Source organism: Streptomyces sp. NPDC001890 (assembly GCF_042891445.1).
GTDB lineage: Bacteria > Actinomycetota > Actinomycetes > Streptomycetales > Streptomycetaceae > Streptomyces.
Window position 1 is genome coordinate 32,901 of sequence record NZ_JBIATE010000029.1, and the last position, 13,780, is coordinate 46,680.

15 protein-coding genes are annotated in these 13,780 nt (G+C 70.3%); 4 read left to right on the forward strand and 11 right to left on the reverse strand.

The annotated features are described in order from the left end of the window. Window positions 1-8: 8 nt before the first annotated feature. The 9 genes from ACFYY1_RS36840 to ACFYY1_RS36880 form a co-directional block, all read right to left on the reverse strand. Window positions 9-668, reverse strand: coding sequence for a hypothetical protein (locus tag ACFYY1_RS36840; protein ID WP_388593471.1), 660 nt, complete (start codon window positions 666-668; stop codon window positions 9-11). Window positions 669-1,099: 431 nt separating this feature from the next. Then, complete coding sequence (locus ACFYY1_RS36845) at window positions 1,100-1,510, reverse strand: rhodanese-like domain-containing protein (protein WP_388593474.1); 411 nt, start codon at window positions 1,508-1,510, stop codon at window positions 1,100-1,102. Then, window positions 1,507-2,025, reverse strand: a complete 519-nt coding sequence (locus ACFYY1_RS36850) for a cysteine dioxygenase (protein WP_388593476.1) — start codon at window positions 2,023-2,025, stop codon at window positions 1,507-1,509. The genes ACFYY1_RS36845 and ACFYY1_RS36850 overlap by 4 nt, the downstream gene beginning before the upstream one ends. Window positions 2,026-2,129: 104 nt before the next feature. Further along, entirely contained in the window at window positions 2,130-2,246 is a 117-nt protein-coding gene (locus ACFYY1_RS36855; RefSeq protein ID WP_388593478.1) for a putative leader peptide, read from the reverse strand. A 3-nt stretch (window positions 2,247-2,249) separates the two neighbouring features. Continuing rightward, window positions 2,250-3,863, reverse strand: coding sequence for an FAD-dependent monooxygenase (locus ACFYY1_RS36860; protein ID WP_388593480.1), 1,614 nt, complete (start codon window positions 3,861-3,863; stop codon window positions 2,250-2,252). A gap of 221 nt (window positions 3,864-4,084) precedes the next feature. Next, window positions 4,085-4,981 carry an amino acid ABC transporter permease gene (locus ACFYY1_RS36865; protein ID WP_388593483.1) on the reverse strand — a complete coding sequence of 299 codons (897 nt, stop codon included), beginning with the start codon at window positions 4,979-4,981 and terminating at the stop codon, window positions 4,085-4,087. Next, window positions 4,978-5,643 carry an amino acid ABC transporter permease gene (locus ACFYY1_RS36870; protein WP_266729323.1) on the reverse strand — a complete coding sequence of 222 codons (666 nt, stop codon included), beginning with the start codon at window positions 5,641-5,643 and terminating at the stop codon, window positions 4,978-4,980. Before ACFYY1_RS36870 ends, ACFYY1_RS36865 begins: the two co-directional genes overlap by 4 nt. A gap of 75 nt (window positions 5,644-5,718) precedes the next feature. Continuing rightward, a complete protein-coding gene (locus ACFYY1_RS36875) occupies window positions 5,719-6,555 on the reverse strand; it encodes a glutamate ABC transporter substrate-binding protein (RefSeq protein WP_388593486.1) in 837 nt (278 codons plus the stop codon). Between the two features lie 69 nt (window positions 6,556-6,624). Continuing rightward, on the reverse strand, window positions 6,625-7,410 hold the full coding sequence (locus ACFYY1_RS36880) for an amino acid ABC transporter ATP-binding protein (protein ID WP_388593489.1): 786 nt from the start codon (window positions 7,408-7,410) through the stop codon (window positions 6,625-6,627). 355 nt (window positions 7,411-7,765) lie between these two features. Between ACFYY1_RS36880 and ACFYY1_RS36885 the strand changes: the two genes are divergently transcribed. Next, entirely contained in the window at window positions 7,766-8,458 is a 693-nt protein-coding gene (locus tag ACFYY1_RS36885; RefSeq protein WP_388593492.1) for a response regulator transcription factor, read from the forward strand. Window positions 8,459-8,473: 15 nt separating this feature from the next. Continuing rightward, window positions 8,474-9,868: a sensor histidine kinase gene (locus ACFYY1_RS36890; protein WP_388593495.1), complete on the forward strand. Its 1,395-nt coding sequence runs from the start codon at window positions 8,474-8,476 to the stop codon at window positions 9,866-9,868. A gap of 24 nt (window positions 9,869-9,892) precedes the next feature. On the opposite strand, the gene ACFYY1_RS36895 is transcribed toward ACFYY1_RS36890, so the two are convergent. After that, on the reverse strand, window positions 9,893-10,891 hold the full coding sequence (locus tag ACFYY1_RS36895; protein ID WP_388593498.1) for a TAXI family TRAP transporter solute-binding subunit: 999 nt from the start codon (window positions 10,889-10,891) through the stop codon (window positions 9,893-9,895). Between the two features lie 168 nt (window positions 10,892-11,059). Between ACFYY1_RS36895 and miaB the strand changes: the two genes are divergently transcribed. Together miaB and ACFYY1_RS36905 are read left to right on the forward strand one after the other, a co-directional pair. Then, on the forward strand, window positions 11,060-12,553 hold the full coding sequence (miaB, locus tag ACFYY1_RS36900; protein ID WP_388593555.1) for a tRNA (N6-isopentenyl adenosine(37)-C2)-methylthiotransferase MiaB: 1,494 nt from the start codon (window positions 11,060-11,062) through the stop codon (window positions 12,551-12,553). Window positions 12,554-12,669: 116 nt separating this feature from the next. After that, window positions 12,670-13,386: a class III extradiol dioxygenase subunit B-like domain-containing protein gene (locus ACFYY1_RS36905; RefSeq protein ID WP_388593500.1), complete on the forward strand. Its 717-nt coding sequence runs from the start codon at window positions 12,670-12,672 to the stop codon at window positions 13,384-13,386. 83 nt (window positions 13,387-13,469) lie between these two features. Here ACFYY1_RS36905 and ACFYY1_RS36910 read toward each other — a convergent pair whose 3' ends face one another. Further along, the gene (locus ACFYY1_RS36910) at window positions 13,470-13,712 is read right to left on the reverse strand and encodes an antitoxin (RefSeq protein ID WP_388593502.1); all 243 of its coding nucleotides are present in this window, start codon (window positions 13,710-13,712) and stop codon (window positions 13,470-13,472) included. Window positions 13,713-13,780 lie beyond the last annotated feature (68 nt).

Consider the following 13,780-nt stretch of genomic DNA (forward strand, 5'->3'; position numbering starts at 1 on the left):
TGTGGCGATCACTGCCCGGCGTGGGCGGCGCGGGCGATGGTGGCGTCGATCAGGGCGAGCGCATCCGCGGCGGTGCGGCCGGGGCATCGGTTCCAGGGGCCGATCAGTCCGGTCCAGCCCCGGGAGCGGAGTTCGGCGACGAGCCAGGCGCCGGCCCGGTCCACGGTGGCGAGGGAGCCGTACCCCAGGCGGTGCGCGGTGAGGAGGGCACCGCAGATGCACCGTGCGCCGCGTGCGTTGCGGAGCCGGTACGGGGTGTTCTGCCAGCCCCATTCGGTCAGGATCTGCCTCGCGTAGGCGAGATGCGTGGAGGGTCTCACCTCGGGCTGGCCGATGCGCCGCCAGGAGTGGAGCCGGTCCGGGAGGACCGCGCCCAGCCGGCCGGGAAGCGGCCGTTCGCGCGGCGCGGTCGGAGGCAGGGTGCGGACGGAGTCGGCGATGAGCTGATCGACCGGCACGGACAACAGGTCACGCCAGTCAGCCGGCTGATGGACCGGCAGCAGCCGTTCTGCGACGGCGGGGGAGGAAGGCTGTACGGGGTCGCGGTCGGGGCCGGAGGCTGTGGCGTCCCAGCCGGTGATGATCTGCTGCCACGCCTCGGTGTCATGGAGACGAGCGGCCTGGGCGTCCAGTTGATCGGGGGTGAGGGTGGGGGTGGGGGTCGGCATGAGTGCGAGGTCTCCGTCACATCGGTCCTTGGCGTTGAGGTGAATGTCGGTCGGGTACGGGGATTGCTCCACCGGAGCGTGGCGTTCGGGTGTGTCGGGGCGGATTCGGGGGATCTGCGGGCGGCATGGAGGAGCGGAGAAGTGGAGGGGTGGAGGAGCGGTCCCGGACGAAGACAGCAGGATCCGGCGCGCAGGTGCCCGTGTGTGGAACCGGGCCCAAGTCGCCACCCCGAGACCGGGCCCGGCTCTCCAACGCGCGGCTTCGCCCGGCTCACCGACGCGCGGCTCGGCCCCGGCCGTCCCGCACCCCAGGCGGAGCCGTCATTCCGCAACCAGGGCGCCGCCCGTCGCACCTCGACCGTCACACCTCGACCGTCGCACCCCGCGCGTCACACCTCGACCGTCGCACCTCGCCCGTCGAACCCCGCCCGTCACACCTCGACCGGCAGGCCCGCCGCGCGCCATGCCTGGAAGCCGCCGATCAGATCGGTTGCCCGGTGCAGTCCCAGCTGACGCAGGGACGCGACGGCGAGGCTCGACGCGTAACCCTCGTTGCAGATCACCACGATGCGGAGATCGTGGCTGACCGCCTGCGGGGCCCGATGGCTTCCTCGTGGGTCGAGCCGCCACTCCAGTTCATTGCGCTCGATGACCAGCGCCCCCGGAACCAGTCCGTCCCGTTCCCGCAGCTCCGCGTAGCGGATGTCCACGAGGAGCGCCTCGCCCGCAGCGGCGGCGGTGGCCGCCTGCTGCGGGCCGACCCTGACGAACCCCGCCCGGACCCGTTCCAGCAGCTCATCGATCCCGACCGGCTCGGTGTCCCCGCGACCGTCGGCACTCACTGCCAGTCCTCCGGGCGCTCGACCTGCTCAAGACGGAGCACCGCGCCGGCACGGCTGTAGCGGCGGATCCGCGGCAGCGGCGGGTAGTACGCGTGGACGGAGACGGCGTGCTCCGTGGCCGACTCGTTCAGCACCTCGTGGACGTGGTGGCGGCCGAACGCCCTGCCCTGGCCGGTGGCCAACTGCCGGGAACGGTCGATGCCCTCGGCGAGTTCGAGGGTCTTCCAGCCGTCGGTGGGCAGCCGGGCGGCGAGCGACAGCTCCTTGAGCGTGCCGCTCGCCGTGGTGAAGGCGCCGATCGAGTCGGCATGGTCGTGCCAGCCCGTACCCGCACCGGGCGGCCAGCCGATCAGCCAGGCCTCGCTGCCGCCGGGCCCTTCGAGCTGGACCCAGGTGCGGCCTTCGGGGTCGAGAGGGAGCGAGGCGACGACCTCGGCGTCGGCGGCGACAGCACGGACGAAATCGAGCAGTTCCGCCGCCGTCGGACCGGAAGCGTCATCGGCGGCGGAGGACATGCGTACAGAGGGTGACGAAGGGGCAGACACAGGGACCGGCCTGAGGGTTCGCGCGGATGCCCCGCCCGTACGGCAGCGCGCACGGCGGGGCAGAGGAAGGCGATTCAGCAGGACGGACGACACACGCAGCCCGCATAGCGGACGAGGTCCATATGGACCCTCCGCCACAGGCGCACATCGGTGTCGGTCACGTTCCGGAGTACACCATCTGCCGTCCGCATCGGTCAATTGATGCCCGCAGTCTGGTCGGAACGTACGGCGGCGCGCACCGCTCCGCCACGTACCGCGTCCGCAGCCGCGAAGAGGTCCCGCGGCTGCACCCCGCCGAACGACGCCACGAGATGACCGTCCGGCCTGACCAGCAGCACGGTGTGGGCCGATGCTCCCGGGTAGCTCTCGGTCACCAGCAGCTCGCCCTTCATCGGCAGGGCGTCGACGGCGGCGGCGAGGCGGGGCATGACACCGGCGGTCATCCAGTGGCGCCGGTCCCAGACCCCGGTCCCGGGCGCCACCAGAACCACCAGCAGATGTCCCTGCCCCAGCCGTTCCCGGAGCCGTACGGTCGTGCCGTCGGGGGCCGTCACCCGCACATCGGCCACCGGCGCACCGGGGGGCGTACCGACAGATGTGTGCGCCTCGGCGCGTGGGGGCGCAAGGGGCGAATGCGAGTACGAGGGGGGCGCACCGAGGGGGCCACAGCCCAGATGTCCGTCGGCGAGCAGCGCATCGTGCTCCCGTGCGCTCCCCGGGACCAGCGTCCGCAGCCCTCCGCCGCCCCGCAGTATCGGCAGCGACTGGTCCGCGGCACGCAGCCGTGCGGCGACCGCGGCCCGGCGCTCGGCCTGGTAACTGTCGAGCAGTACGTCGGAAGCGCCGTGGTGCCAGTCCTGGGCCAGCTTCCAGGCCAGGTTCTCGGCGTCCCGCAGCCCCTCGTCGAGCCCCTGGGTGCCCAGTGCGCCCAGCAGATGGGCGGCGTCGCCGGCCAGGAAGGCCCGGTCCACCCGCCAGCGCAGGGCGAGCCGGTGATGCAGCGTGTACACGCCCGTGTCCAGCAGCTCGTACGGCGGTGTCTCCCCGCACCAGCCCGCCAAGGTGTCCCGGACCCGGGTGATCAGAGCATCCGGCGTGACGAGCTCGCCGCGCGGCGGCAGCAACCAGTCCAGCCGCCAGACGCCGTCCGGCAGGGGCCGCGCCGTGACCTCGGCGCCGCCGGTTCGCCACGGCGGCAGCCGGTGCAGCACGGCCTGTCCGGGCCAGGGCAGCTCGGTACGCAGCGCGGCGACGGCATGCCGCTCCACCGCCGTACGCCCGGGGAACCGGATGTCGAGCAGCTTGCGCACGGTGGACCTGGCGCCGTCGCAGCCCACCAGATAACTCCCGCGCCACCAGGTCGCGTTCGGCTCCCTGGTGTGCACCGTGACACCGGTGGCGTCCTGCTCCAGGGTGTCGATCCGGCTGTACGGGGCCACCCGTACCAGCTCGTGCGCGGCCACCGCCTCCCGCAGCCCACGCGTCAGCACGTGCTGGGGCAGATGGATGGGGGCCGGCAACGGATCGCCCTCGGGAGAGTCCTCGCCCAGCGGCAGCTCACGCACCAGCTGCTTGCGCCGCATCGACCGCCACCCGGCCCACCGCATCCCCTCGTGCCGGAGCGCCTTGCAGCCCAGCCGCTCCACCAGGGCCGCGGTGTCCTCGTGCAGTACCACGGTGCGGGCGGGGCGTGTCTCGTCCTTGCCCGGGTCCTCGTCGAGCAGGACGGAGGGAACGCCCTGCGCCGCGAGGGCGAGCGACAGCGCCAGGCCGACCGGCCCGGCGCCGACGACGATCACCGGGTCCACGGCGCGACTCCTGGGATCCGTTCACACGACGCGGACGCGCGAAGCGAGCGGCTCGGAAGGTGGATGGAGGGTTGAGGAGGCGTGGCGACGGAGAGGACAGGGGGCGCGATCACAGAACGTATGCAACCTACTGCCGGTGCTTGCGTCAAGCGACACCGAAGAGCAGTGAGGGGCGGTGGCAGATCTGCCACCGCCCCTCGGGACCGCAATGCGACGAGCTGTCAGGCGCGCCCGTCGTCGACGACGAGCGACGGCTCACCGACGGTCTTGAGTGCGCCCCCGGGCGCGGTGCCCTTCGCCTTCTTGTTGCGTCGGAGCCACCGCTCCAGCCGGCTCGCGAAGGAGGTGAGCGCGAAGTTCAGCGCGACGAAGAGGACGGCCACGATGGTGAAGCACGCGATGGTGTTGGCACCGTAGTTCGCGCTCATCGGGCGGACCGACGCCAGCAGCTCGGGGAAGGTCATCATGGCGCCGCCGAGCGCGGTGTCCTTCACGATGACGACGAGCTGGCTGACGATCGCGGGCAGCATGGCCGTCACCGCCTGCGGCAGCAGCACCGACAGCATGATCTGACTCTTGCGCATGCCGAGTGCCTTGGCAGCCTCGGCCTGGCCCTTCGGCAGGGTCTCGATCCCGGCCCGCACGATCTCGGCGAGGACCGAGAAGTTGTACAGCACCAGTCCGGTCACCACGGCGTACAGCGGACGCACATCGGTGTCGATGGTGGTGTACTCCGCGTACACCGCGTTCGCGGTGATCATCAGGATCAGCACCGGGACGGCGCGGAAGAGTTCCACGACGAAGCCGGCCGGCATCCGTACCCAACGGTGGTCCGAGAGCCTGCCGATGCCGAACAGGGCGCCCAGCGGCAGTGCGATGATCAGGGCGAAGAACGCCGCTTTGAGCGTGTTCTGGAAGCCCGGCCAGATGTACGTCTCCCACGGCTGGGAGCTGGTGAAGAAGGGCTTCCACTTGATCCAGTCGAGCTGGTGCTTCTCGGCCAGACCGTCGTACACCCACCACACCACGGCCGCGGCGCACAGCACGAACAGCGCCGTGTAGAGGATGTTGCGCTGCTTGGCGCGGGGCCCCTGGGCGTCGTAGAGGACGGAACTCATCGCTTCACCGCCACCTTCTTGCTCACCCAGCCGAGGATCAGGCCGGTCGGGAGGGTCAGGACGACGAAGCCGAACGCGAAGACCAGCGCGATCAGGATCAGCTGGGCCTCGGCCTCGATCATGTCCTTCATCAGGTAGGAGGCCTCGACGACGCCGATCGCGGAGGCGACCGTGGTGTTCTTCGTCAGCGCGATCAGCACGTTGGACAACGGATTGACCACCGCACGGAACGCCTGAGGAAGGATGATCAGCCGCAGTACCTGCGTGAAGCTCAGTCCGAGCGCGCGCGCCGCCTCGGCCTGGCCGACCGGCACCGTGTTGATGCCGGAGCGCAGCGCCTCGCAGACGAAGGCCGCGGTGTAGGCGACCAGGGCCAGCACGGCCAGCCGGAAGTTGATGTCCTCGATGACATCGGCGCCGAGCGAGATGGTCAGCGTCTGGTTCAGACCCAGCGACGAGAACACGATGATCACGGTCAGCGGAATGTTCCGGACCACGTTCACGTACGCGGTGGCGAAGCCGCGCATCAGGGGGACCGGGCTGACCTTCATGCCGGCCAGCAGCGTTCCCCATATGAGGGAGCCGAGGGCGGAGTAGACGGCGAGTTGCACCGTCACCCAGAAGGCCCCCAGCAGGTCGTAACCTTCAAGAAAGTCGAACACGATCTCCCGCGCTTCCGCGTCTAGGAGGGCACGGCGCGCCGCCGTTCACGGACGGCGCGCCCGGTCAGCCCTGCTTCACTTGACGATGTTGCCGATCTTCGGGGCGGGCTCGTTCTTGTAGTTCGCCGGGCCGAAGTTGTCCTTCACGGCCTTGTCCCAGGCGCCGTCCGAGACCATCTTGGTGAGCGCGGCGTCGATCTTCTTCTTGAGGTCGGCGTCGCCCTTCTTCAGACCGATGCCGTAGTTCTCGTTGGTCATCTTGAAGCCGGCCAGCTTGAACTTGCCCTGGAAGTTCGCCTGCGAGGCGTAGCCCGCCAGGATGCTGTCATCGGTGGTCAGCGCGTCGATGGCCTTGTTCTCCAGGCCGGTCAGGCACTCCGAGTAGCCGCCGTACGTCTGGAGCTGCGCCTTCGGGGCCAGCTTGTCCTTGACGTTCTTGGCCGAGGTCGAGCCGGCGACCGAACACAGCTTCTTGTTGTTCAGGTCGGCCGGGGACTTGATCGTCTTGTCGTCGGCGCGGACCAGGATGTCCTGGTGGGCCAGCAGGTAGGGACCGGCGAAGTCGACCTTCTGCAGGCGCTCGTCGTTGATCGAGTAGGAGGCGGCGATGAACTTCACGTCACCGCGCTCGATCGCCGTCTCGCGGTCGGCGCTCTTGGTCTCCTTGAACTCGATGTTCTCGGGCTTGTAGCCGAGCTCCTTGGCCACGTACGTGGCGACATCGACGTCGAAGCCGGTGTACTTGCCGTCCGGGGTCTTCAGGCCGATGCCCGGCTGGTCGATCTTGATGCCGATCGTGATCTTCTTGCCGTCGCCCGAGCCGCCGTCCTCCTTGTCGGAGCCACAGGCGGTGGCGGTGATGGCGAGGGCGAGCACGGCGGCCGAGGCGGCGGTGACCTTACGAAGCTGCATGGTGGTTTTCCCTAGAGTTGACGCGATGTGAGTGATCAGCCGGTCCGGGGCCCGGCGGTGCAGGCTCAGTCAGTGGTGAAGGATCTTCGACAGGAAGTCCTTGGCCCGGTCACTGCGAGGGTTGCTGAAGAACTGGTCGGGCGTGGCCTCTTCGACGATCTTTCCGTCGGCCATGAAGACGACCCGGTTCGCGGCCGAGCGCGCGAAGCCCATCTCATGGGTGACGACGACCATCGTCATGCCCTCCTGGGCGAGCTGCTGCATGACCTCCAGCACCTCGTTGATCATCTCCGGGTCGAGCGCGGAGGTCGGCTCGTCGAAGAGGATCACCTTCGGGCCCATCGCCAACGCCCGTGCGATGGCCACGCGTTGCTGCTGGCCGCCGGAGAGCTGGGCGGGGTACTTGTCGGCCTGCGTCGCGACACCCACCCGGTCGAGCAGCGAACGGGCCTTGTCCTCCGCGGCCTTCTTGTCCGTCTTTCGGACCTTGATCTGGCCCAGCATCACGTTTTCGAGCACCGTCTTGTGCGCGAAGAGATTGAACGACTGGAAGACCATGCCGACATCGGCACGCAGTCTGGCCAGTTCCCTGCCCTCGGCGGGCAGCGGCTTGCCGTCGATCAGGATGGCGCCCGAGTCGATCGTCTCCAAGCGGTTGATCGTGCGGCACAGCGTGGACTTCCCGGACCCGGAGGGCCCGATGACGACCACGACCTCGCCACGGGCGATCGTCAGGTCGATGTCCTGGAGCACATGCAGCGCGCCGAAGTGCTTGTTGACGTTGCTCAGCACGACAAGGTCGTCCGCCGCAGGCGCGGCGTCCCCGGCACCCTTGGTCACTGAAACTCCGCTCATCGGCTTCATGCTCCGTCCTCCTCGGTTGGGAAGGACCCTAGTGACGCGGTGCTACCAGCGTCATTACATCTGAGCGGAAATTGAGGATAACGATCCGGCGGCAACCGGACACTCCGTGTGAAGGGGGTGCGGGGTGTGACGCCCGCGGCGTACCGGGTGGATAACAGATGGCCGGATGCGGCGGGCAGGCCTTGACTGACCTGCCTCTCATCGGAGTGGATGCCCTGGTACGCCATGACGTGAAACGCCTCGGTACGGGGAAGTGACGGGGAGCGTACGGAGACCGCACCGACACCCGCCGACGCCTGCCGGCAGGCGTCCCGTCGCAATCATCGAAGAACCGGAGAGGGAGGCCATGAGACTGCTGCTCGTCGAGGACGACAACCATGTCGCCGCCGCCCTCTCCGCGATCCTCGCCCGGCACGGCTTCCGGGTCGTGCACGCGCGCAGCGGCGAGGAGGCCCTGCAGGCCCTGCTGCCGGCCGACACGGAGCCGTTCGGTGTCGTGCTCCTCGACCTCGGCCTGCCCGATCAGGACGGCTACGAGGTGTGCGGGAAGATCCGCAAGCGCACCTCCACGCCGGTGATCATGGTGACCGCGCGCGCGGACGTACGGTCGCGGATCCACGGCCTCAACCTCGGCGCCGACGACTACGTGGTCAAGCCGTACGACACCGGCGAGCTCCTCGCCCGTATCCACGCCGTCAGCCGGCGCAAGACATCGGGCGAGGACACCGTGCCCATGCCCGTCGCAGGGCTGCGTCTCGGCCATGTCCACATCGAGCTGCCGACCCGCAAGGTCAGCGTCGACGGAGCGGAAGTCCAGCTCACCCGCAAGGAGTTCGACCTCCTCGCGCTGCTCGCCCAGCGGCCCGGAGTGGTGTTCCGCCGGGAGCAGATCATCAGCGAGGTGTGGCGCACGAGCTGGGAGGGCACGGGGCGCACGCTCGAAGTGCACGTCGCGTCCCTGCGTTCCAAGCTGCGGCTGCCCGCACTGATCGAGACGGTGCGCGGAGTCGGCTACCGCCTCGTCGCGTCGTCCGCGTAGAGGCGTACGTCCCAGGTGCGCACCCGGCTGCTTCCCCTGCTCATCGTGCTCATGGCGGGCGTACTGCTCGCCCTGGGCTTCCCGCTGGCCGTCAGCGTCGCCGCCGCCCAGCAGCAGCGCGTCGTCATCGACCGCATCGACGACACGGCACGCTTCGCCGCCCTCGCGCAGTTCATGACCGATCCGGTCGCCGGATACGACGAGCGCCGGCGCACCCTGCGCAATGAACTCGACACCTACGAGTCCGTGTACGGCATCCGTGCCGGTGTCTTCCGCCGCGACGACAGCGCCATGGCCAAGGCTCCCGCCGCCTGGCAGCTGCCGCTGGAGGGGGAGGGGCGCGAGGCGTTCAAGGAGGCTCTGCTCGGGCGGCGCAGCCACGATCCACCACAGGTCTGGCCGTGGCAGAACGGCAGGGTCGTCGTCGCCTCACCCGTCGTACGGGACGGCGATGTCGTCGCCGTGGTGGTCCTCGACTCGCCCACCGACGAGATGCGCTCACGCACGATCCGCGGCTGGCTGCTGATCGCAGCCGGCGAAGTGATCGCGATGCTGGTCGCCGTCGGCGCCGCGATCCGCCTCACCGGCTGGGTCCTGCTGCCGGTACGGACGCTGGACGCGGCCACCCACGACATCGCCAGCGGACGCATGCGATCGCGGGTCGCGGCTTCCGGCGGGCCACCGGAACTCAGGCGCCTGGCCCGTTCGTTCAACGAGATGGCGGACAACGTCGAGGACGTGCTGGAGCAGCAGCGCGCCTTCGTCGCCGACGCCTCGCACCAGCTGCGCAACCCCCTCGCCGCGCTGCTGCTGCGGATCGAGCTCCTCGCGCTCGAACTCCCCGAGGGCAACGAGGAGATCGCCTCCGTGCGTACGGAGGGCAAGCGCCTCGCGCAGGTCCTCGACGACCTGCTCGACCTGGCGCTGGCCGAACACGCCGCGGCCGATCTGCAACTCACGGACATCGGCGCGCTCACCGCGGAGCGCGTCGCGTCCTGGCGGCCGGTCGCCGAGGAGAAGGCGGTGCGGCTCCGGGCGGACGGCTCGTCCGCGGTGACCGCCTGGGCCGACCCCATCGCGCTGTCGAGCGCCCTCGACGCGATCATCGACAACGCCCTGAAATTCACCCCTGCCGAGGAAGAGGTCGTCGTCACGGTCGCCTCCGGCCGCGAGGACGTCACGGTCGTCGTCGCCGATCGCGGGCCCGGCCTCACCACACAGGAGATGGAACGCATCGGCGACCGGTTCTGGCGCAGCACCCAGCACCAGAACATCAAGGGATCCGGCCTCGGGCTCTCCATCTCGCAGGCGCTCCTGGCGGCCTGCGGCGGCTCCGTGAGCTACGCGGCCCGCGAGCCGCACGGGCTGCGGGTCACGGTCTCGGTGCCGCGCAACGGCCCGCAGGGCTGAGCGCCACAGGGCCCGGGAGAACGGTCAGGGCTTGACCGAGCGGTAGTAGCGGCTGGCCCCTTCGTGCAGCGGGAGCGGGTCGGTGTAGATCGCCGTACGCAGATCCACCAGCTGGGCCGCGTGCACCTCGCGCCCGATCCGGTCCCGGCTGTCGATCACGGTTCGGGTGAACGCCTCCGTCAACGCCGGATCCGAGCGGTCCGTGGTCACCAGCACATTGGCGACCGCGACCGTCGGCACCGCCTGGTCCTGCTGCGCGTTGCCGTAGGCATCGGCGGGCATCATGGCCGAACGGTAGTAGCGGGCGGACCCGCCCGCCGCCTGGAGCTCCTTGACCAGCGGGGCCTCCAGCGGCACCAGCCGGATCGCGAACCGGTCCGAGAGCTCCTGCACGGCGGAGGTGGGCAACCCGCCGGACCAGAAGAAGGCTTCGAGCCTGCCGTCCTCCAACTGCTCCGGCATGGTGTCGATACCAGCGGGTACCGGGGTCACGTCCTTCGCGGGATCGAGCCCCGCAGCCGTCAGCAGCCGGTCGGCGACCAGCCGCACCCCCGACCCCCGCTGCCCCACCCCGACCCGCTTTCCACGCAGGTCGGAGACCTTGCGCACCTCCGAGTCGCGGGGTACGACCAGCTGTATGTAGTCGTCGTACAGCCGCACACAGCCCCGCAACCGGTCCGCTCCGGGCTTGCCGCTGCGCAGATAGGTGGCGAGGGCATCGGTGGTGGCGATGGTGAAGTCGGCCTTCCCGGTCGCCACCCGGGCGATGTTCTGCTGAGAGCCCTCACTGGTCTGCAGCCTTATCGACACCTCGGGCAGATCCCTGGCCAGGTCCCCCATGAGGCGCTCGCCGTAGCGCTGGTAGACCCCACTGCGCACCCCTGTGCTGAAGGTCAGCGTGCCGGTCGGGGCCGGCTGCCCGAGCGGCAGCAGCCACCACAGCAGCAGCCCGGACACGACGACGACGGCGGCGCACATCTGAAGGAAGCGTCGCCTGCCGATACGGGAGAGTGCCTGGAGCATGGCGGCGATCCTGCCAGCCCGCCCCGGCGATGACCAGCGCCGCTCCCCGGTGACGACCAGGGCCGCTCCCCGATGGCGGGTGGTCGACGGGCGGGGCAGCCAGCATCGGGGCCCCGGCGGAGCCCTTACCCTGGACGGGTGAGCGGCAACGACGTGGCTGGTGGAGTAGTGGACGGTTTGAAAACGTACGAGGTGCGCACCTACGGGTGCCAGATGAACGTCCACGACTCCGAGCGGCTGTCGGGGCTGCTGGAGGGCGCGGGTTACGTACGTGCCGCCGAGGGCTCCGACGGAGACGCCGACGTCGTGGTCTTCAACACCTGCGCGGTCCGGGAGAACGCCGACAACAAGCTGTACGGCAACCTCGGCCGGCTCGCCCCGATGAAGACCAAGCGGCCCGGCATGCAGATCGCCGTCGGCGGCTGCCTGGCGCAGAAGGACCGCGACACCATCGTCGAGCGGGCCCCCTGGGTCGACGTCGTCTTCGGCACGCACAACATCGGCAAGCTGCCCGTGCTGCTGGAGCGCGCCCGCATCCAGGAGGAGGCGCAGATCGAGATCGCCGAATCCCTGGAAGCCTTCCCCTCCACGCTCCCCACCCGCCGCGAGTCCGCCTACGCCGCGTGGGTGTCGATCTCCGTCGGCTGCAACAACACCTGCACCTTCTGCATCGTTCCGGCGCTGCGGGGCAAGGAGAAGGACCGCCGCACCGGCGACATCCTCGCCGAGATCGAGGCCCTGGTCGCCGAGGGAGTCTCCGAGATCACCCTGCTCGGCCAGAACGTGAACGCGTACGGCTCCGACATCGGCGACCGCGAGGCGTTCTCCAAGCTGCTGCGCGCCTGCGGCAGGATCGAGGGCCTGGAGCGGGTCCGTTTCACCTCGCCGCACCCCCGCGACTTCACGGACGACGTGATCGCCGCCATGGCCGAGACGCCCAATGTGATGCCCCAGCTCCACATGCCGATGCAGTCGGGCTCGGACGCGATCCTCAAGGCGATGCGGCGCTCGTACCGGCAGGAGCGCTTCCTCGGCATCATCGAGAAGGTGCGCGCCGCGATGCCGGACGCCGCCATCTCCACCGACATCATCGTGGGCTTCCCCGGCGAGACCGAGGAGGACTTCGAGCAGACCATGCACGCGGTCCGCGAGGCGCGCTTCGCCAACGCCTTCACCTTCCAGTACTCCAAGCGCCCCGGGACCCCGGCCGCCGAGATGGAGGGACAGATCCCCAAGGAGGTCGTCCAGGAGCGGTACATGCGCCTGTCGGCCCTCCAGGAGGAGATCTCCTGGGAGGAGAACAAGAAGCAGGTCGGCCGGACGCTGGAGATCATGGTCGCGGAGGGCGAGGGCCGCAAGGACGGCGCCACCCACCGCCTCTCCGGCCGCGCCCCCGACAACCGCCTGGTCCACTTCACCAAGCCGGACGAGGACGTGCGCCCCGGCGACGTGGTGACCGTCGAGATCAGCTACGCGGCCCCGCACCACCTGCTCGCCGAGGGCGCCCCGGTCGCCGTGCGGCGGACCCGGGCCGGGGACGCCTGGGAGAAGCGCAACGCCGCCGAGGCCGCCAAGCCGGCCGGAGTGATGCTGGGACTGCCCGGTATCGGGGCCCCGGCACCGCTGCCGGCCGCGGCGGCCCCGGGCTGCGGCTGCGACTGACGGCGGGGAGCCCGGCGGCGGGACGGCCGCCCGCACGGCAGCAGGACCGAGCAGCGCCCGGAACGACCGGGGCCGAGGCGGCGGGGGCCTGGCGGGCAGGCAGTACGCTGCCCTCCATGCTTGTCGCCGCCGCAGTCTGCCCCTGCCCGCCCCTGCTGGTACCCGAGGTCGCCGCCGGTGCCGCTCCCGAGCTCGACACCCTGCGGGACGCCTGCGCCGACGCCATCGGCGTGCTGGCCGCCGCGCGTCCCGACCTGCTGATCGTGGTCGGGCCCGCGGACCGGCCGGGCCGCGGACCGCACCCCGAGGGGGCGACCGGGACCTTCGAGGGGTTCGGCGTCGACCTGGCTGTACGGCTCGGGCGCGAGCTCGGACCGGTGGGCGCGGACGACTCTCTTCCGCCGTCCCTCGCTGTCGGCGCCTGGCTGCTGGCCCACGCGGAATGGGCCGGCGCGCCCGTCGAGGGGCTGGGCGTGGGGGAGCCGCTGGCGGCCGACCGCTGCACGAGCACCGGGCGGGAGCTGGCCGCCCGGGCGGACCGGGTCGCGCTGCTCGTGATGGGCGACGGCAGCGCCTGCCGCACGCTCAAGGCCCCCGGCTATCTGGACGAACGCGCCGAGGCGTTCGACGCGGCGGCCGCCCGCGCGCTGGGCGCGGCGGACCCGGACGCGCTGATCGCGCTGGACGAGTCGCTGGCGTACGAACTGAAGGCGGCGGGACGGGCCCCCTGGCAGGTCCTCGCGGGCGCGGCACAGGGGGCCGGCCTGGGAGGACGACTCCTGTACGAGGACGCCCCGTACGGCGTCGGCTACCTGGTCGCGGCCTGGTCCTGAGCCGCTGGCGCCGACGGTCCTGCGGGTGACGGCCGTGCGCGTCGCCGCTCCACGGGCGTCACCCGGACTTGATCAGTTCATGGTCAGGAAGCAGGCGGCGGCGTACCACCCTCGTCCTTCTTGTGGGACAGGCGCTCGACCGCGTCCTTGGCCTTCTTCGCGCCGGACTCGATCTTGTCGCTGTACTTGCCCTTGGTCTTTTCGTCGACCGTACGCGCTGCCTTGTCGAGCCCCTGGTCGATCTTCTCCCCGTGCTGATGCGCGAGTTCGCCGACCTTGTCCTTGGCGGGGCTCAGCTTGGCCTTCAAATTGTCCAGGAAGCCCATCGGGCACCTTCCCTGCTGGGGGACTACGGCCGGACGCTTTTTCAAACCATGAAAAAACGCCCATATTC

What these genes read in the sequence shown, in the direction of transcription:
- ACFYY1_RS36905 (WP_388593500.1), top strand. Translation starts at nt 12,670, where the DNA reads ATGCTTGTCGCCGCCGCAGTCTGCCCCTGCCCGCCCCTGCTGGTACCC.
- ACFYY1_RS36875 (WP_388593486.1), bottom strand. Translation starts at nt 6,555, where the DNA reads ATGCAGCTTCGTAAGGTCACCGCCGCCTCGGCCGCCGTGCTCGCCCTC.
- ACFYY1_RS36840 (WP_388593471.1), bottom strand. Translation starts at nt 668, where the DNA reads ATGCCGACCCCCACCCCCACCCTCACCCCCGATCAACTGGACGCCCAG.
- ACFYY1_RS36880 (WP_388593489.1), bottom strand. Translation starts at nt 7,410, where the DNA reads ATGAGCGGAGTTTCAGTGACCAAGGGTGCCGGGGACGCCGCGCCTGCG.
- ACFYY1_RS36895 (WP_388593498.1), bottom strand. Translation starts at nt 10,891, where the DNA reads ATGCTCCAGGCACTCTCCCGTATCGGCAGGCGACGCTTCCTTCAGATG.
- ACFYY1_RS36910 (WP_388593502.1), bottom strand. Translation starts at nt 13,712, where the DNA reads ATGGGCTTCCTGGACAATTTGAAGGCCAAGCTGAGCCCCGCCAAGGAC.
- ACFYY1_RS36855 (WP_388593478.1), bottom strand. Translation starts at nt 2,246, where the DNA reads ATGCGGACGGCAGATGGTGTACTCCGGAACGTGACCGACACCGATGTG.
- ACFYY1_RS36850 (WP_388593476.1), bottom strand. Translation starts at nt 2,025, where the DNA reads ATGTCCTCCGCCGCCGATGACGCTTCCGGTCCGACGGCGGCGGAACTG.
- ACFYY1_RS36885 (WP_388593492.1), top strand. Translation starts at nt 7,766, where the DNA reads ATGAGACTGCTGCTCGTCGAGGACGACAACCATGTCGCCGCCGCCCTC.
- ACFYY1_RS36865 (WP_388593483.1), bottom strand. Translation starts at nt 4,981, where the DNA reads ATGAGTTCCGTCCTCTACGACGCCCAGGGGCCCCGCGCCAAGCAGCGC.